Source organism: Shewanella sp. MM_2022_3, from assembly GCF_022557375.1.
Classification (GTDB): Bacteria; Pseudomonadota; Gammaproteobacteria; order Enterobacterales; family Shewanellaceae; genus Shewanella; species Shewanella xiamenensis.
The window spans coordinates 1-17727 of record NZ_JAKZGV010000055.1; the positions used below are offsets into that span (position 1 = coordinate 1).

Below are 17727 nucleotides of genomic sequence, written 5' to 3' on the forward strand. Positions count from 1 at the left end.
ACGTCCTCCATTTTCAATATAAATATCATAATCATACTTTTTATTAAACCTAGAATTTATTTTGCAGTCATATCCAAACAGAACCCCTTCAATTTTTTCATTTGAAATTAAAATAGAATTAATAAATGAAAACCAAAAAAATGCCGTTATGGATATTATTAAAAATAAACCTGCAATATTTGATTTAGTCTTTAATTTCTTTAATTGCATCTTCAAGTTTTTCCGTATTCTCATTTAGTGTTGCTTGTGTAGCAGCCATATCTATCGTTGACTTAGCAAGGCTACCCAATATTTCATCACCTGTACCAGTAAACCAAATAAATCGGCCACCAATTTTAAATCAAAAACATAATGCACTTTTAGGTTACCTACAACCCGTTCTAGCTCAAATGGTTTGAACAACTAGAGCAAGGACATCCATGCCATTGCGGCATTTGTGAATCCATTGACATCAGACTGGGCGAGCATCAAAGGACTGCTTGAACAACTTCCATAACTGTCAGCTCGCCATCTGATAGGCAGGACGCCTGAATGTCGTGCAATGCAGGGATGCATGAGAACGACCATTGCTCTCATTCATAATCTTAGAAACCCTAGGTTTCTATTCACCGTATCGTTAAACAAATGCTATGTCTCACCTACCAATCAGAATCAGCAACGACGATCAAGTGCCCTCTTACATTTAAACATCTAAACAAAAACGCTCTGCGGTTAGGCAGAGCGTTTGTGGATAACGCCTTGTGATAAAAGGCGTTTAGTTCTTCATATCCTTTTCCATATCTTCGTAGGAAGTATGGCGAACGTCTTTGCCTTTTACGTAGTAAATAATATATTCGCAGATATTTTTACAGCGGTCGCCTACACGTTCAACCGCACGGGCTGCCCAGAGTACGTCTAATACATCGGGGATTGAGCGTGGATCTTCCATCATGTAGGTCATTAATTGACGGATAATACCTTCATATTCACGGTCGAGTTTAGCGTCTTCCTTGTGCAGTTCCAATGCAGACTCTGCATCCATACGGGCTAATGCATCTAAAGTGGCGTGGAGCATACGAGTCGCATGGCGGCCCATATTTTCAATACTGACTAATAAAGGCTGCTGATTATTCAATCGCTTATCTAATGCTGCCTTGGCAATACGCACACAGGCGTCACCGATACGCTCAAGATCAGCAATCGATTTTGAAATCGCGATGATCATCCGCAAGTCGCTCGCTGCGGGCTGGCGCTTGGCGATAATGCGGGTACATTCTTCGTCAATCGAGACTTCCATCCCGTTGACTTTATGGTCACCTAAGATCACCTTTTGCGCTAATTCGGCATCTAAGGTGCTTAAGGCGTCGATGGCTTGCTCTAATTGACGCTCAACCAAGCCACCCATAGCGAGTACACGGTTACGAATATCTTCTAGCTCGGCGTTAAATTGCCCAGAGATATGTTTGTTTAAATTCATATTTTCCATTTGGCCAACCTTTTACTCAACTGTATCAACGCCTAGATGGAGTTTGCAATGCTTAACTCTGTTCTAGGCGGTGGCTTATTTCGTTAATCGCTTATCACTCACATCACCTACTGCCAAGGGCAAGGTGATTAACCGTAACGGCCGGTAATGTAGTCTTCGGTCTTACGTTTTTTCGGTGTGGTGAAAATGGTGTTGGTATCGGCGTATTCCACCAATTCGCCCATATACATAAAGGCCGTTTGGTCCGACACCCGCGCCGCCTGTTGCATGTTGTGGGTAACGATAACCACTGTGTACTTAGTCTTAAGCTCGGTTATCAGCTCTTCGATGGTTAAGGTTGAAATCGGGTCGAGTGCCGAAGTAGGTTCGTCGAGCAGTAATACTTCTGGCTCAATGGCAATCGCACGGGCAATCACCAAACGTTGCTGCTGACCACCGGATAAGCCAAAGGCGTTATCGTGCAGGCGGTCTTTCACTTCATCCCAAATCGCCGCGCCGCGTAGCGAACGCTCCGCCGCTTCATCGAGTTCACGGCGGTTGTTAATGCCCTGCAGACGCAGACCATAAACCACGTTTTCGTAAATCGACTTAGGGAATGGGTTAGGACGCTGGAACACCATACCTACGTTGCGGCGCAGGGCAGCAACGTCGATCTTTTTGTCATAAATATTTTGACCGTGCAGCAGAATCTCGCCGTCGATATGGCAGTTGTCCACCAGATCGTTCATGCGGTTAATGCAACGCAATAAGGTGGATTTACCACAACCGCTGGGGCCGATAAACGCCGTAACTTGCTTCTTTGGGATCTTCATCGACACATTGAATAGCGCTTGCTTATTGCCATAGCGCAGGTCTAAGTTGCGGATCTCCAGCGCGGTATCGTTCTGGCTCAAGTTTGCTAAGTCAAAGTTATTGGTTTTCATGGCTGTCGAATCTATAGAAATCATATTCAGTCCTAATACTTTCAGGATAATCGCTGATTAATGCTCAAGCGAACGATATTTTTCACGTAAGTGGTTACGCACACTAATCGCGGTTAAGTTCAGTGCCACAATCACTGTTACCAGCAAGAAGGAGGTGGCGTATACCAGAGGACGTGCTGCTTCAACGTTAGGACTCTGGAAGCCCACATCATAAATATGGAACCCTAAGTGCATGAATTTACGTTCTAAATGCACGAACGGGAAGTTTAAGTCCAGTGGCAATGTCGGTGCTAATTTCACTACACCCACCAGCATTAACGGTGCTACCTCACCAGCAGCGCGGGCCACAGCTAAAATCAAACCCGTCATGATCGCAGGGCTTGCCATCGGGATCACAATCCGCCATAGGGTTTCGGCCTTAGTCGCGCCCAGTGCCAAACTACCTTGACGCACCGCGCTAGGAATACGGCTTAAGCCTTCTTCGGTCGATACAATCACCACTGGTAATGTCAGAATCGCTAAGGTCAGCGCCGACCAAATCACCCCTGGCGAACCAAAGGTCGGTGATGGTAATGCTTCGGCGTAAAACAGTTGGTCAATTGAGCCGCCCATCATGTATACGAAGAACCCGAGACCAAACACCCCGTACACAATCGATGGCACACCCGCTAAGTTGATTACCGCAATGCGGATCATCTTAGTAATTGGGCCTTTTTTGGCATATTCGTGCAGGTAAATCGCGGCAATCACCCCAAATGGCGTAACAATAATGGCCATTAAGATCACCATAAATACTGTGCCGAAAATTGCAGGGAATACCCCCCCTTCAGTGTTGGCTTCGCGTGGGTCATCCAGCAGGAAACGGCCAACCCCGACAAACCATTTACCGATTTTTCCCATCAAGCCTAAGTGGTTGACGTAGGTGACATCCAGCACAGTGTCTAATTTAAGTTCCACCTCAACACCGCGCATATCGCGTACAATCACAGCGTCGCGAGCCGCTTCATCACGCAGGGCAAACAGCTGTTTTTCGAGTACTTTATAGTCTTGTTCGAGCGAATGTTTCGCCGCGGCTAACTCCTGCTTGCGACTATCGGTCAGCTCACCATCTAACTCGTAACGGCGCTCTTTTAGACGCAGTTTTTCGATGTTGTAGTTAATCGAGCCAATATCTTGTTTTTGCAGTGATAAGGCTTTGTCAGACAGTGCGACTGCGCGCTCAATATGCTCCATTAAGGAGGATTCAAGCGCATCGTTTTTAAGTTCTAAGCGTTTACCGTTTTCAATCACGGCTACTGGGTAACCGTAAAAATTACCGTTTTTCGTCCGCTCAAGCATTGCGACATCAGCTGGCTCACTACGGCTAATAATGTCAGTCGCTAAAATCCAGCGGAAATCTAGGCCCACAAATTCACGGTTACCGGTCTTGACTAAATAACGGGTCACAAACTCACCGGGTGGCTGTTTAAACACATGGCCTGCGGCGGTTAAGCGCTCGGTTGGCACTTCTTCCCTATCGTAGATTTCACCGATTAAGGTTGACCGTACACCCGAGCTATCTTCAAGTTCCCATTGATAAATCGTCGCAGGCCAAAAAAAGCTTAATCCGCGCCATGCAATCAGCAGTAACAAACCTAATACTGCAATCAAACTGATGCTCACCGCGCCACCCGTCATCCAAATCCATGGCGAGCCTGATTTTACCCACTTACCCATTGCACAAACCTCTCAAGGTCATTGGCGAAATAGTATTTAGTATCATTATCTTATCTCCATTACAGCGAGCTATAGCGGTCACGCAGACGCTGTCTTACCACTTCGGCAATGGTGTTAAAGAAGAAGGTGAATACGAACAGTACAAAGGCTGCGAGGAACAGCACACGATAATGTGAGCTACCAATTGCCGATTCAGGCATTTCTACCGCAATGTTAGCCGCTAATGTCCGCATACCTTCAAACACGCTCCATTCCATAATGGCGGTGTTACCCGTTGCCATCAGTACGATCATAGTTTCACCCACAGCGCGGCCAAGGCCCATCATCACCGCCGAGAAAATCCCCGGACTTGCGGTGAGTAAGACCACCCGAGTCAGTGTCTGCCAAGGCGTTGCGCCCAAGGCCAAACTGCCGTTAGACAGGTGGCGAGGCACAGAGAAAATCGCATCTTCGGCAATCGAGAAAATGGTTGGGATCACCGCAAAGCCCATGGCGATCCCCACCACCAGCGCGTTACGTTGGTCGAAGGTGATGCCTAATTCGTTAGTGATAAATTGGCGAGTGTTACCATCAAACAATGCCACTTCAATCATCGGACTGATGGCAAAGGAGAACCAACCCACAAAGCAGATAACCGGGATCAGCATCAGCTCCTGATAGACTTCAGGTAAACGTTGTTTCCATTTACCGGGTAACTTGCTCCAAGAATAGGCTGAAAGCAAAATCGAGGTCGGCAGCAAGATCAGCAGCACTAAGATGCCCGGCAAGTGTTCTTCAATCAGCGGAGCTAACCAAAGTCCTGCGAGGAAACCTAAGATAACCGTCGGTAAAGCTTCCATGATTTCGATGGTTGGCTTAACAATGCCGCGCACCTTAGGCGACATAAAGTAAGCGGTATAAATCGCGCCTGCAATCGCTAATGGTACAGCAAATAACATGGCGTAAAATGCGGCCTTCATGGTGCCAAAGGCCAATGGCATTAAGCTCAGCTTGGCTTCAAAGTCATCACTGCCCGAGGTGGATTGCCACACAAATTTTGGCTCAGGGTAACCTTCGTACCACACCTTATTCCACAACGCGCTCCAAGATACCTCGGGATGAGCGTTTTCGACGTTGAAAATATTTAGCTTGTTGTTCGCTTCGACGACTAAGCCATTTGAACGTGGGCTAAACCCCATGGCTCCCGGATTTTTAAGGTCAAAGGTTTTATCAAACAGTTCACGCTCACTAGTGGTGTAAAGCAGTGATAGCTCACCTTCGGGGCTCACCACAGCAAAGCTTTTACGGTAAAACTCAGAAGCCATAGAGGCAACAGGTGGTAAGCCCGAAAACTCACGAATTTCTTTATATAAACGGCCTTTTGGACCATTTACTTGAAAGTACTGGGTCACCACACCGCTGTCATAACTCACTAAAATCGAGCTAGCACCTGCAAGCAAGGCAATATTATTAACCTTAGACTTGTCCTTTTCGGCATCAATAACTTGAATTAAATCGATATTTTCAATGTCACGAATATTGTAAACAAACACTTTATTGCCCATCTGCAACATCAGTTGGCGTTGATCAGGGGTCATTAATTGGTGCGCCGCCTTTTTAGGGGCATCTGGGAGCAGTGCACTCGTCGTTGTCCACTCAATCTCTTCGGTCATCATGTTTTCTTGACCTTCAAGACGGCTTAAACGCCAAATGCCATTATTATCTTGGTAGGCAAAGGTGATTTTATCGCTACTGAAACTAAAGGCTAAATGGTTGATAGCACTACCAGATTCATCAATCGTGATCGGCGTTTCACCTGCGCTATAACGCAGTTTTGGCGTGATAAGACGTTTATTATTGGGATAGCTTAACCCAAACTCAATGCCCACGATTAGGGCTTGGCCGTTACTCAAACCTAGGGCAAAACGTTGCTCACTCGGCGCAGCAATCGCGGCGCTGGTCACGCTCACACCAGCAGGTAATGGCGGGGTAAAACTGGAGAGTAAGCTGCCATCGGCAACAGTGTAGAAATCCACTTGGCCATCGGCTGCTACGCGATACATTACCTCATTTTGCTCATCAGCACCGACCATCAGGGTCGCGACTTCAGCATGTTGATAACTCACGCTTTTTACTGGAGTCACATCCGCGCTGTCGAAAATGGGTTTAATCACGTATAACAAATAGAAGAAGATCAACAATAAGGCGACAAACACCATAGTGCCGCCAATCGTGACCCCAATTTGAGCCGCTTTATCCTTAAATGCCCTGCGACTTGAACGTCCGCCTTTCAGCATACTGTGCGGCGCAGAACCAGGTTGAATGACCTGACTTTCCATTAAGAACCTCTATTATTAAAGCCTGTGAGTTTTTTCGCTAGGAATTGCGAAATGCTATGCTTACACTGTTTGAGCATAAACTGAGCAATAACAACACCCTTCATTCTAAGTGCGTTGAATTATATGACGCAAAGATGACAGTTGTGTTACACCCCGTTGTAAAACAGGTGCCTTTTACAAAAAATAGGAGTCAGTCGCCATGCTACGATATTTAATCACGCTTCAAGCACCTGATAGAAAAGGATTAGTAGAGCAAATCGCCCACGCCGTGAGTCGCCATGGCGGCAATTGGCTCGACTCAGAATTGCGCCATATCGACGGGATTTTTGCCGCCATTTTGTTACTCGAAGTGCCTTCCCTGAAAATGGACGAACTGATTGAAGCCTTAGAGTGTATCGACGGGCTCACCCTCACCTATGCTAAAACCTCAGTCGCCCTCAAACCCATAAAGCGGCTGACCTACAGTTTAGTGTCCTACGACAGACCCGGATTAGTGCTGGATATCTCCAATCGGATCACTGCGCTTGGTATCAATATCGAGCAATTTAGCAGTCAATTTGAAACCGCTGGCCATACTGGCATCGCCCTCTTTCGCGCCACCATAGGTTTAGGCTTGACCGACCTTGCTCAAGAGGAGCAACTAATGCAATCCCTCTACGCCCTCGGTGATGACTTAGTGCTGGATAAACTCAGCCGTTAGGTTTCAACACTTTTAACAAAAAACGCCGCGGGCACTGCCAGCGGCGTTTTTTATAGAGACTTAGCTAACGTTCTGGTGCCGAGACTTAATCAAATAACGCAGCGGCACTTGAGAAATCAGCATACCGAGCAGCATCAAACCGCAGCCAACCAAGGCGCGCAGCCCTAAGCTCTCCCCAAGGAATAAAATACCGCCGATGGCCGCAAACACAGTTTCTAAACTCAAAATAATTGCCGCGTGGGCAGGATGCGCATGCTTTTGCGCTAGCACCTGCAAAGTATAGGCAATACCCACTGAAATCAGCCCCGCATAGGCCAGTGAGCCCCAGGCGGCAATCACTTTATCGACTGTCGTAACCTCAATGGCCGCAGACACCAGCAGGCTTAATACGCCGCACACCAAAAATTGCATCATGGCGAGTAACACTGGCGAAATCCGCTTGGCAAAATGATCTACCGCCAAAATGTGCATCGCCCAAAACAGTGCGCCAATCAATTGCAGCATATCGCCATAACCAATGTGAAAGCCGTCTTTAATACTTAAAAAATATAACCCCACTAATGCAACGGCACACCCCAACCATGTATTTGCGCCAGTAGCATGTTTCAGCGCCAGCCCCAAAATCGGCACTAACACAATATAAAGCCCAGTGATAAAACCCGCATTGGCCGCGGTAGTATACAGCAGCCCCACCTGTTGCAATGAGGCGCCTGCAAACAGCAATCCGCCTACCGCCACGCAGCCAATGGCAAAATCTTTGGGTGTACCGAGATGAATTTTACCTTGCCGAGCCAAGTACCACACCAGTGGAACGAGTGACAGCGTACCAATTAAGAAACGTAGCCCGTTGAATGCAAAGGGCGATAAATGCTCCATTCCTAAGGTTTGCGCGACAAAACCAAAGCCCCAAATGGCAGCGGCTAACAAGAGTAAAAAATTGGCAGGCAAGATACTGTCTCAATGATTAAAAAGGATGACAAGATTACCGAGATGCTGGACGCTTGTCCAAAATAACCTACAAGTGAATAACAAACTGACGCACTCACCACAAGTTAATTGACAGTTCATTGACCCCCGTTAACCGCCGTACATTTAAATCAAGTTGGGGTATCAATCGAAAATTCCTATCTAAACTCGACTAGATAATCTTGTATACTGCACACCAAGCAATGACGAATGCATAAGTGCGCTGGGAAGCCTTGCCCAACCCAGTGACACAATAAAAACTAGGAACACCTATGTTAGGAACGCTAAAAAAGCTGCGCGCACACTTAGATGAGGCGCAACAAGTACAGTATCAACTGGTTGTTGGCGACGAGTTGCTGCCACTGAATCCCTTAATTGGCAAGCCACTGACACTTACCCACACGGGTAACATCTTCTGCTGTAACTGTGGCAACAAGACCAAAAAAAGCTATTCGCAAGGCCATTGCTTTGTGTGTATGCAAAAGCTCGCCAGTTGCGATATGTGCATCATGAAGCCCGAAACCTGTCACTTTGACCAAGGTACTTGCCGGGAGCCAGAGTGGGCGCAAAGCCATTGTTTTGTGCCGCATTATGTTTATCTATCCAATACTTCAGGCATTAAGGTCGGCATCACCCGCCACACACAATTGCCCACCCGCTGGATAGATCAAGGCGCCACCCAAGGTTTACCGATTTTCAAAGTGTCGACACGACAAATCTCGGGTTTAGTAGAAGTGGAATTAGCCAAGCTCATCAACGATAAAACGCACTGGCAAGCCATGTTAAAGGGCCATGCCGATGATATCGATTTGAACGCTAAGGCTGCGGAACTGATCCCTCACATCGAAGCTAAACTGCATGAAATCGCTATGCAAAAAGGCGATTACAGCATCGAGCGATTGCAGGAAGACATTCAAACCATTCATTATCCGATTGAAGTTTTCCCCAAAAAAATCAGCTCACACAATTTTGATAAAGACGCCGTGGTCAGCGGAATTTTACAGGGCATCAAAGGCCAATATTTACTGTTCGATACGGGCGTGATTAATATCCGCAAATTCACCGCCTATGAAGTGAGTGTATCCTTAAGCAACTAGCTTGCGCCGCGTTGTGCTAAGGCGAAGCCCTACACAACGCGCGCTATTCTTGGCTTAGCAACGCTTGGCTTGAAAGGCAATGTACTAACTAACTTGCGCTTCCATATAGACAAGTTCCCAAATATGTCCATCGGGATCTTCGAACGCATGGCCGTACATAAACCCTTGATCTTGAGCTTGAGCTTGACGATAGGCTTTGCCACCATGCAGTTCAGCAAGTTTTACCAATTGGTCGACACGTTCTCGACTGTCACAGTCTAGGCAATTGAGTACCTCTGTCGTGGCATGGCATCGGCAATCACCTTATCGGTAAAACCAGCAAAAAAAGGCTTCGCCAGCAGCATCACATAAATATTGTCCGCGATCACCACGCAAGCAGCCTGCTCATTGCTGTATTGATCATTGATGCCAAACCCTAGACCAGCGTAAAAAGCCCTTGATTGTTGAACACTTTCAACCGCCAAATTAACAAAGATACTTTGTGCCATCATAATCTCCCTTTATAAGTCCTCTGCGGACGTACATCCTAGTCCGGTAAAAATACCTGTCATCTGTAGATAGGTAAGTAAATAGCTAACTGAATTGTCTAGTCTATCATTGCGACATCCTAAACTCGTGTTCCAGCGAGCTCTTTAGGCGAGCATCTGACTCACCTTAAGACTGTACTGATTACTGCGCCAAAATATCCGCCCTATTGCACCGCATGGGTGGCGGGCAGCGATAGTAGCATTTCCTCGATTGAGCCATCGAAGCGGGCTTTGACTTCGTCCATATCCTTAATATTGGCAAAGCCTTGGCCAAGAACTCGCCATACCATCTCATAAGGCTGACCCGCAATGCCCGTTGGCTTAAAAAAGCTAATCAACACTGAGCCTTTATCGTATTTTTTAAGATCAACACCTTGATTCGACAGGCCAGGCACTAAGCCTGCGGCGGCAAGTATCTGCTCATCCGACATTTGTGTGCCCATGGCGATGCCGAACCCCACTTGAAAGTCCGCCAGTTGCGGGTCTTCAACCCAGCGATAACCTTTTGTCAGCAGCACTTTTTTAAGTGTGTCCTGCATATGTTGTAAGACTTGTTGTTGATCGAGCCTGCGGTCAACAAAGATCTTCTGTAGTGTGGGATGCCAACTATAGGTCATGGCGCTCGGCGGTAATTGACTCAAATCCCCCGAAGTTACGACAGTAGTTCGTAGCGCTTGCGAATCATCGTTCACACTTACACAGGCGGTAAGACCTAGCAAACTCAAGCTTACAATTGTCAGTACACGTCTTATTTTTTGTGGTAAATACATGCTCTTTCCCTTATGGCAATTTTTACAGCTTAAGGATAGTTGCTATTTCTCAGACTGAAAGTCGATATTCATCATAGTGTTAAATTGCAACGTTCGGCAACCGCGGCACTTATATTGCTCAGAAACCTTAGTGTGCACCACATAGTTATGATTTGTTACTTTATAAAGCCCGTACAGCGTATAGGCGCGATTCAATTTACCCGCTAGAATGCCTCGCTCAACGTCAGTGATAGTAATACCTCGGCGCTTAAATTCGAGAGTAATATCCCTATTACAATGCCAAAAATGACAATATATAAAAGGTGTGGAATTTATCTATGGAGTTAATACTGGCTATCGCATTGTTTGCCTTTTCATCGGGGATCACTCCTGGGCCTAACAATATTATGCTGATGACCTCAGGGGTCAACTTTGGCGTTAAACGCAGTATTCCGCATCTGATGGGGATTAGCCTTGGCTTTCCTACCATGATCCTCGCCATCGGCCTAGGCTTAAGCGCCCTATTTCAAGCCTACCCGATTATCCACCAAGTGATTAAAGTCATTGGGATTGTATACCTTCTGTACCTGTCATGGTTGATAGCCAATAGCAGTAGCAAGATGGAGGGCAAGAGCATCGCTAAACCTTTTAGTTTTCTGCAAGCCGCGGCATTTCAATGGGTTAATCCTAAAGGCTGGATTATGGCCGTGGGCGCGATTGCCACTTTTACCTCAGTACAACAGGATCTCACACCTCAAGTGGTTACTATTGCCACAGTGTTTTTATGTGTGGCTTTTCCCTGTGCCGTGGTCTGGCTTGGGTTTGGTGTGGCGCTTAAACGTATTTTGAAAAACGAACGCCAGCAGAAGATCTTTAATATCACTATGGCCATCTTGCTTGTGGCGTCTATCATCCCTATGATCGCCCCCTAATTTTGGCCGTAAGAGTTAAGCACTAACATGAATGAGATAGAACTGATCACTCAACAAACCGATAACTGGGTGAAAAAAGTGATCATGAAATACAATATTTGCCCCTTCGCCAGACGTGAGGTCGAGCGCGGCAGTATTCGCTATCTTGTTGTTGAACAAACCAAAGTCAAGCTAGTGCTTAAGGCATTGATTGAAGAATGCCAATACCTGGATGCGCACCCAGAGCACGAAACCTCACTGTTTATTCTGCCGCGGGGATTTGAGGGCTTTTACACTTACCTCGATCTCGTCGATATGGCGAACGACGCCTTATTCGACAACGACTATGAAGGCGTTTATCAGCTCGCGCATTTTCATCCCGACTATTGTTTTGAGGATGAACCACAGGACTCGGCCGCCAATTTTACCAACCGCGCCCCCTACCCAACCCTGCATATTATTCGTGAGGCCAGTATGGAGTTAGCCCTTGCTAACTACAATGACCCCGAGTCCATCCCCGAGCGCAATATTCAATTTTGTGAGCGTAAGGGCAGCGAGTTTTTTATTAAATTACTCGCAGAGTGCATGGGGAAATAGCTTAATCACGGCGAATAGCACATGCGCCGCATCGCAATCTGCTCATTGCTTACGACAACGGAATGTAATCACGATGGACTTGATTATCCCAGCAACATTAAAGCCCTTTTTTAGCACAGAGATACCAGACTCACGCCAACTCGACATCGGTTTTGCCCTATTTGAATTTCCAAGATTTGAAGACCTCATCGATTTTCAAATGGGTTATCGCTGGCATGGTATCACCCAAGCGCGGGAGCCTACTTGGGATGATAATTGGCTAGTACTGGCAAGCTCCTATGGCGATCCCTTAATTTATCATTTAAAGGATGAACACATTCTTTTCGCTCGCCATGGCGCATGTGGTTGGAAGCCCAACCTTCTTTTTACCGATTTAGCCCAAATGTCTCGCTGTTTTAATGCCTTAGCAGCACTAATCTCCGACGCAGGCGACGCTCTTTTTGATGATGACGACAATATCCAGCCAAACTATGTTGAGTTAATTAAAGCGAAGATTGTGAATCATGTAGGGCTTGAGCAAGGCTACCAGATCGTCGAGCAACTAGAAATTATGGCCTACTAACATAAGAAGTAGGCCGTAGAAATTTAAATGATATAAATCATCACATTAAGGATATCTACGGCCTGTTTGTCATAGTCAGTAATACTCATGAATAAGATCAGTCGAACCTATAACTGAAAACGTGTTACTAATCCTTTTAGCGTAACGCCAAGGCTAGCAAGATTATCGGCGGAGCTTGCTGTTTCTGCTGCGCCATCAGCGGTTTGTTCGGCAATATCCCTCACTCTCACGATACTTTTATTAATATCTTCTGCCACCGCGCTTTGTTCTTCCGAGGCTGCAGCGATTTGATGTGTCATATCCTGAATACGGCTAACCGCAACGGCAATATCCACTAACATCTCACCGGCTTCGCGGGATAATGACACTGCGCCATCACTCAATGTTCGGCTTTTGGTCATCATTTGTACCGACTCCAATGTCCCTTTTTGCAAGTTAACAATCATATTTTCAATTTCTTCGGTAGAGGATTGTGTGCGGCTCGCAAGGCTTCGCACTTCATCGGCCACCACTGCAAATCCCCGTCCCGCCTCACCAGCCCTTGCAGCTTCAATGGCCGCATTTAGTGCGAGTAAATTAGTCTGCTGTGCAACCGATTTGATCACATCAAGGACGGCACCAATACTGTCACTTTCCGATTGTAAGCGCTCCATTGCATGTGCAGTGGTCGCTATTTCCTTGGCTAAAAGTTCGATTTGGCTGACCGCTTCGATAACTTTTTTATTACCTACCGCAGTGGTGTGATCCGCCTCTTTAGCGGCTAATGCAACATTTTCAGCACTCGTTGAGACCTCTTGTACTGTCGCAGCCATTTCATTAATCGCGGTAGCGACTTGGTCAGTTTCACTACGCTGATTTTGCATCCCCACACTATTTTGTACTGTGACCGAAGAAAGCACCTCAGCCGATGAAGCCAACTGCACCACGCTATCACCTATTTGTGCCAACATTTGCCTAAGGGTGCTATTCATTTCATCCATGGCACGCAATAGTTCTCCCATCTCATCCTGACGCTCTGAGTGAATAGTGCTACTTAAATCACCTTCGGCAATTTTTCTTGCTGTAACAAGGGTTTGTTTAAGTGGCCCAACAATTTGTCCACTGATTAACCAAGCCAGTAAGGGACCGACGACCAAGGCAACAATTAATGTACCAAGTACCACCTCCTTGGCTTGAGCATCCGCGTCTGCCCGCTGATGCTTTTGGATGTCAACTAATTCACGAATATTCACCATCAATGTTTGTGCAGCCTCGCCCATCGACTGTGTTAGGTTAGCCATATCACGGTTAACATTGACCAACGCATCAATATCTTGGTCATACCGATCCAGTATCTGTATGGCTTGCGCAGTATCTTCCCCCTTAAGAGTGGCAATAGTCTGAGATAATCTGGCAATGGCATCTTTTGCCGTTTTTAAATTAAGATCACTAGCATCATAGACATAGCCTCGAATGTGATAACGTAACATGGTCATTTGCTGGCTAACACTTAAGGCATCTTTTAATAATTCAGTATTTTGGGTCGCTTGAGCCTTGTTGGTCATTCTATCGACCAATTCCGCATAAGTGGCAACCAACTTTGCTCCCACTTGGGCACCTGTGACTTTTAATGCCTGTTTATGCTTAAACACATCACTAAACTGATTTATTGATTGATGATACCGTTCCATCGCCACTAATGATTCTTGAAGATACCGTCTATCGTAGGCATCGCTATACTCTGACAATTGTTGCTGTAAACCACTTTTTGTATTTTCAATTAAGCTCTGGAGTTCATCTAATTTTGTTAAATCGCCATTTGCGATAAATTCTAATCGCACGGCCTTGGCCGCAAGCAAGGTTTTATCGACATTGGCAATAAACTCTAACCGACGACTACTGATATCGATTGAGGTAAGTCCCCTGTATCCAGCCGCTGCTACAATAAATATCAGCAATAACAAGATCCCAAAACCAAGCCTTAACTTATTGGTTACTGTCATGTTTCCTAGCAGGCGGCGCAAACCTTCCATTTAAATACCCCGTATCAATTTTAAAGATGAGTAAACAAATCCAATGCAATTGTAATAATTTTTCCATGGCCGTTTATTGACCTAGTTAACCAATCGGTAAAATACATTATATGTATAACATTTAAATCGAGAGTATATTGTGGAAGTCAGAAGAAAGAGAAATCGTAGAGAGCAACTGCATTCGATTAAAAAGATAAATATACTTATTAAAACAATATTTTACATCATCACAACAAGACTAATGGCGACAAAATATCTGGCAGTTATTCATCATTGTCGATACTAAAAGCAATAAAGTCATCGGTCTTAGGTATCGCTTGATACACTTCAGTCTGAGTAAACAGCTGTAGGCATTCAGAAAATATCGAACGTATTTGCCCCACTATGGCTTCCCACTCGCTAAAGTCATCCTCGGGTAAGCGCTGTTGAATCGCTTGCAACTCGTCCTCTGAAAGCACATAAAGCGTCCTCACACATTGATACTCCCTGTCACCCGTATTGAACTTAAGCTATTGATAACACTCGCTGAGTTAAATATGCGGTTAATTCAATGTCATCCATTGACTGATTTACGCCTTTTAAGGTCGATTTATTTGCTAAGCAGTCCGAACGTTCATCACACAAAGAGATAACCCCACGCTCTTATCCCTAAAACACCTCACTTAAACCAACCTTTGATACTCGTCAGCAGTGAGCGACAGTAAAAATGCACACTCTTGGCTTGGCAAAATGTAGTGATAGACTCAACGCTGTTGCTATGTAAATGGTGTACCTTAATAGGCCAGCTGCCCCGCTTCAGTTGACGCTCAAGCAATTTCACATCCCGCGGATACGATTAATATCCTCTGAGTTTTTAGCGCGTAAATGGATGACAGGGCTTAAGGCGTGGTCCGACGTACTTCTCATAAAATCCAAGCGTAAAGACTCCAGCAGATAAGCTTTCACGACGGCTTTATAGTTCGACAGTAACCCTTTGATCTGCGCGAAATGGAGATACTCATGGAGCTTGATATAGCCAAATAACGAGAGCGCCCCAGGTGTTCAGCCAACTCGAGCAGCGATGACAACATCAAGCGCACTTCGTGTGCATCTGAGGATTTCGACATATTGCTGTTAGGGTTCAGCGCCATATCGCTTCCCGATTGCAGCAGCACTTGGAACAGCGTCTCTGCATCGAGCGTCATCACCCATGGTGCTCAGTGCCTTCGCTCTTCATCAATTCGATGGCCTTATCAACGGCGGTTTGAGATGTGAAAATCGGCATAAAAGAATGATCACAGCCATCCTCGAGGGGGACATACCACTGGGTGATGCCGATAGCCATCGCACCTTCACCCGCCTCGGGCGCCCCAGTGCTACTCTCACTCAAGATAAAGAGTATTGGTTGGCTAAGCAGTTGATAAAACTCGGCCGGATAGAGATTGTCTTGGAGGGCCTTAACAAAACTTTGTTAGAGTGAGGTCGTCTCCTCTAAGGTGTACAACATTGACAAACTTCCTGTCATTAAGCCATTAATGACCTTAACTATCAAATAGTTAAAAATGATTTTTAACCATTCGATTCATACTGACCAGATTAAATCGCCTGGGCATGGCAAAACATTGAGGGTGTCGAATATCCCACAATCGGAATAATAGCTGGCGCTTAGCCGCGTACCGAGCCTACGGAGTCGCAAACTCGGCACTCAGGAGTAACGGATTGATAAAGCTACAGACTTAATCCCCACACTTCAAAGGCATCGCGGCAAAGTTGCTCACGAAAATCCGGATGGGCGATATTAATCAAGGCCTGTGCCCGTTCACGTAGCGAGCGGCCACGAAGATTCGCCGCGCCATATTCGGTCACTATGTAATGAACATGGGCGCGGGTAGTTACCACCCCCGCCCCAGGAGATAACACGCTAGCGATGCGAGAAACTCGACCTCCCGCCGCAGTACTTGGCAGCGCAATCACAGAGCGGCCACCTTCGGACAGCCCTGCGCCGCGGATAAAGTCCATCTGGCCACCCACGCCCGAATAAATCTTAGTGCCAATGGAATCGGCACACACTTGCCCAGTGAGATCGACCTGCAGCGCCGAGTTAATCGCCATTACATTGGGGTTTTTACGGATAATAGACGTGTCGTTCACCTGCTCGATATCCATAAAGATAACCGCAGGATTATCATCCACATAGTCATATAACTTCTGGCTACCTAAGGCAAAACCTGTAACCAGTTTTCCGGGGTAAAAGCGCTTTTTACTGTTGTTAATCACGCCCTTTTCAACTAATTGCAAAATCCCGTCGGAAAATAACTCGGTATGCACGCCTAAGTCTTTGTGCTCGGTCAGGCAGGACAATACCGCATCGGGAATCGCGCCAATGCCCATCTGCAAACAATCACCATCACGGACTAATTCAGCCACATTTTTCCCTATCGCCAGACTCACAGCATCGCCAGTGGCAAACGAATGAATGGGTAAACTGGCGCTTTGCTCATACACGGCGGCAAAACGGTCGATATGAATAAAACCATCGCCGTGGGTGCGGGGCATTTGTGGATTAATATGGGCAATGATTTTACCCGCCACTTGGCAGGCGGCTAAAGTGGCCTCCACCGAAATTCCTAAGGAACACATGCCATGTTTATCGGGTGGCGACACTTGGATAATCGCGGTATCGATTTTTTGCTCGCCGGAGCGGAACAGTTTAGGCACTTCAGAGAGGAAAATCGGCACATAATCGGCATCGCCACTTTGTAATAATGGCCTTGTAGGCACCCCACCGAAAAAACAGCGATGGCGTAAATGCCCACGTAAATCGGGATGACTTAAGGATTCAGCACCTTCGGTATGTAACTGTAATAAAGTGAGATTTTCAAGGGTGAGCGCATGTTTTGCCAGCGCATCTAATAAGACTTTTGGAGTTGCGCCCATGGAATGGGTCCACAGGGTTTCGCCACTTTGGATCAGTGAAACCGCTTCGAGGGCACTTTGACACACAATCGCAGGCATACAGAATTCCTTCGCTAAGCTAAATCTCTATTCCTTTTGCGTATGATGTAACGTTGATACGCATCGCGCTGCTCAGCCGAATAGGCCTTCACATTCACTGAGCTGATAACCTCAGGTATCGATTTACACAAATCGGTCTGCATAAATCGCGCGAAGGGACACACTAAGCCATCACATAAAAGGAACATTT

At 46.3% G+C, this 17727-nt stretch carries 18 protein-coding genes; 5 read left to right on the forward strand and 13 right to left on the reverse strand.

The genetic code is table 11. The features are described from left to right. The 5 genes from MMG82_RS18570 to MMG82_RS18590 form a co-directional block, all read right to left on the reverse strand. A partial coding sequence (locus MMG82_RS18570; protein ID WP_241407263.1) for a hypothetical protein occupies positions 1-210 on the reverse strand: 210 nt, incomplete at its 3' end. 544 nt (positions 211-754) lie between these two features. Beyond that, positions 755-1465: a phosphate signaling complex protein PhoU gene (gene phoU / locus MMG82_RS18575; RefSeq protein ID WP_037429875.1), complete on the reverse strand. Its 711-nt coding sequence runs from the start codon at positions 1463-1465 to the stop codon at positions 755-757. A 128-nt stretch (positions 1466-1593) separates the two neighbouring features. Next, the gene (gene pstB / locus MMG82_RS18580) at positions 1594-2412 is read right to left on the reverse strand and encodes a phosphate ABC transporter ATP-binding protein PstB (protein ID WP_037416943.1); all 819 of its coding nucleotides are present in this window, start codon (positions 2410-2412) and stop codon (positions 1594-1596) included. 33 nt (positions 2413-2445) lie between these two features. Then, positions 2446-4104: a phosphate ABC transporter permease PstA gene (gene pstA / locus MMG82_RS18585; protein ID WP_037416941.1), complete on the reverse strand. Its 1659-nt coding sequence runs from the start codon at positions 4102-4104 to the stop codon at positions 2446-2448. Between the two features lie 59 nt (positions 4105-4163). Further along, positions 4164-6422 (reverse strand): ABC transporter permease subunit, encoded by a 2259-nt coding sequence (locus MMG82_RS18590; RefSeq protein ID WP_241407264.1) that lies wholly within the window; start codon positions 6420-6422, stop codon positions 4164-4166. A gap of 199 nt (positions 6423-6621) precedes the next feature. Between MMG82_RS18590 and MMG82_RS18595 the strand changes: the two genes are divergently transcribed. Next, complete coding sequence (locus MMG82_RS18595) at positions 6622-7122, forward strand: ACT domain-containing protein (protein WP_037416937.1); 501 nt, start codon at positions 6622-6624, stop codon at positions 7120-7122. Between the two features lie 60 nt (positions 7123-7182). Here the strand turns inward: MMG82_RS18595 and MMG82_RS18600 are convergent, their stop codons facing one another. After that, positions 7183-8070 carry a DMT family transporter gene (locus MMG82_RS18600; RefSeq protein WP_047538987.1) on the reverse strand — a complete coding sequence of 296 codons (888 nt, stop codon included), beginning with the start codon at positions 8068-8070 and terminating at the stop codon, positions 7183-7185. A 290-nt stretch (positions 8071-8360) separates the two neighbouring features. Between MMG82_RS18600 and MMG82_RS18605 the strand changes: the two genes are divergently transcribed. Beyond that, the gene (locus MMG82_RS18605) at positions 8361-9185 is read left to right on the forward strand and encodes a DUF2797 domain-containing protein (protein ID WP_172587479.1); all 825 of its coding nucleotides are present in this window, start codon (positions 8361-8363) and stop codon (positions 9183-9185) included. Between the two features lie 84 nt (positions 9186-9269). Here the strand turns inward: MMG82_RS18605 and MMG82_RS18610 are convergent, their stop codons facing one another. The 3 genes from MMG82_RS18610 to MMG82_RS18620 form a co-directional block, all read right to left on the reverse strand. Beyond that, complete coding sequence (locus MMG82_RS18610) at positions 9270-9413, reverse strand: hypothetical protein (protein WP_231570514.1); 144 nt, start codon at positions 9411-9413, stop codon at positions 9270-9272. 29 nt (positions 9414-9442) lie between these two features. Continuing rightward, a complete protein-coding gene (locus tag MMG82_RS18615; RefSeq protein WP_241407265.1) occupies positions 9443-9676 on the reverse strand; it encodes a hypothetical protein in 234 nt (77 codons plus the stop codon). A gap of 200 nt (positions 9677-9876) precedes the next feature. After that, entirely contained in the window at positions 9877-10482 is a 606-nt protein-coding gene (locus MMG82_RS18620; protein ID WP_037416929.1) for a DUF4136 domain-containing protein, read from the reverse strand. A 317-nt stretch (positions 10483-10799) separates the two neighbouring features. On the opposite strand from MMG82_RS18620, the gene MMG82_RS18625 reads away from it, so the two are divergent. From MMG82_RS18625 to MMG82_RS18635, 3 genes are all read left to right on the forward strand, one after another. Beyond that, entirely contained in the window at positions 10800-11393 is a 594-nt protein-coding gene (locus MMG82_RS18625; protein WP_011623319.1) for a LysE family translocator, read from the forward strand. Positions 11394-11420: 27 nt separating this feature from the next. Then, positions 11421-11969 (forward strand): DUF1415 domain-containing protein, encoded by a 549-nt coding sequence (locus MMG82_RS18630; protein WP_037429883.1) that lies wholly within the window; start codon positions 11421-11423, stop codon positions 11967-11969. 73 nt (positions 11970-12042) lie between these two features. Next, the gene (locus MMG82_RS18635) at positions 12043-12531 is read left to right on the forward strand and encodes a hypothetical protein (protein WP_241407266.1); all 489 of its coding nucleotides are present in this window, start codon (positions 12043-12045) and stop codon (positions 12529-12531) included. 107 nt (positions 12532-12638) lie between these two features. Here the strand turns inward: MMG82_RS18635 and MMG82_RS18640 are convergent, their stop codons facing one another. The 4 genes from MMG82_RS18640 to MMG82_RS18655 all read right to left on the reverse strand — a co-directional run bounded on the left by MMG82_RS18640 (position 12639) and on the right by MMG82_RS18655 (position 17537). Then, positions 12639-14513, reverse strand: coding sequence for a methyl-accepting chemotaxis protein (locus MMG82_RS18640; RefSeq protein ID WP_241407267.1), 1875 nt, complete (start codon positions 14511-14513; stop codon positions 12639-12641). 293 nt (positions 14514-14806) lie between these two features. After that, entirely contained in the window at positions 14807-15016 is a 210-nt protein-coding gene (locus MMG82_RS18645; RefSeq protein WP_241407268.1) for a hypothetical protein, read from the reverse strand. A 710-nt stretch (positions 15017-15726) separates the two neighbouring features. Continuing rightward, entirely contained in the window at positions 15727-15912 is a 186-nt protein-coding gene (locus MMG82_RS18650) for a hypothetical protein (RefSeq protein ID WP_231570510.1), read from the reverse strand. A 338-nt stretch (positions 15913-16250) separates the two neighbouring features. Beyond that, positions 16251-17537: an acetyl-CoA hydrolase/transferase C-terminal domain-containing protein gene (locus MMG82_RS18655; RefSeq protein WP_055646966.1), complete on the reverse strand. Its 1287-nt coding sequence runs from the start codon at positions 17535-17537 to the stop codon at positions 16251-16253. Positions 17538-17727 lie beyond the last annotated feature (190 nt).

What these genes read in the sequence shown, in the direction of transcription:
- phoU (WP_037429875.1), bottom strand. Translation starts at nt 1,465, where the DNA reads ATGGAAAATATGAATTTAAACAAACATATCTCTGGGCAATTTAACGCC.
- pstB (WP_037416943.1), bottom strand. Translation starts at nt 2,412, where the DNA reads ATGATTTCTATAGATTCGACAGCCATGAAAACCAATAACTTTGACTTA.
- pstA (WP_037416941.1), bottom strand. Translation starts at nt 4,104, where the DNA reads ATGGGTAAGTGGGTAAAATCAGGCTCGCCATGGATTTGGATGACGGGT.
- MMG82_RS18590 (WP_241407264.1), bottom strand. Translation starts at nt 6,422, where the DNA reads ATGGAAAGTCAGGTCATTCAACCTGGTTCTGCGCCGCACAGTATGCTG.
- MMG82_RS18595 (WP_037416937.1), top strand. Translation starts at nt 6,622, where the DNA reads ATGCTACGATATTTAATCACGCTTCAAGCACCTGATAGAAAAGGATTA.
- MMG82_RS18605 (WP_172587479.1), top strand. Translation starts at nt 8,361, where the DNA reads ATGTTAGGAACGCTAAAAAAGCTGCGCGCACACTTAGATGAGGCGCAA.
- MMG82_RS18615 (WP_241407265.1), bottom strand. Translation starts at nt 9,676, where the DNA reads ATGATGGCACAAAGTATCTTTGTTAATTTGGCGGTTGAAAGTGTTCAA.
- MMG82_RS18620 (WP_037416929.1), bottom strand. Translation starts at nt 10,482, where the DNA reads ATGTATTTACCACAAAAAATAAGACGTGTACTGACAATTGTAAGCTTG.
- MMG82_RS18625 (WP_011623319.1), top strand. Translation starts at nt 10,800, where the DNA reads ATGGAGTTAATACTGGCTATCGCATTGTTTGCCTTTTCATCGGGGATC.
- MMG82_RS18630 (WP_037429883.1), top strand. Translation starts at nt 11,421, where the DNA reads ATGAATGAGATAGAACTGATCACTCAACAAACCGATAACTGGGTGAAA.
- MMG82_RS18635 (WP_241407266.1), top strand. Translation starts at nt 12,043, where the DNA reads ATGGACTTGATTATCCCAGCAACATTAAAGCCCTTTTTTAGCACAGAG.
- MMG82_RS18640 (WP_241407267.1), bottom strand. Translation starts at nt 14,513, where the DNA reads ATGACAGTAACCAATAAGTTAAGGCTTGGTTTTGGGATCTTGTTATTG.
- MMG82_RS18655 (WP_055646966.1), bottom strand. Translation starts at nt 17,537, where the DNA reads ATGCCTGCGATTGTGTGTCAAAGTGCCCTCGAAGCGGTTTCACTGATC.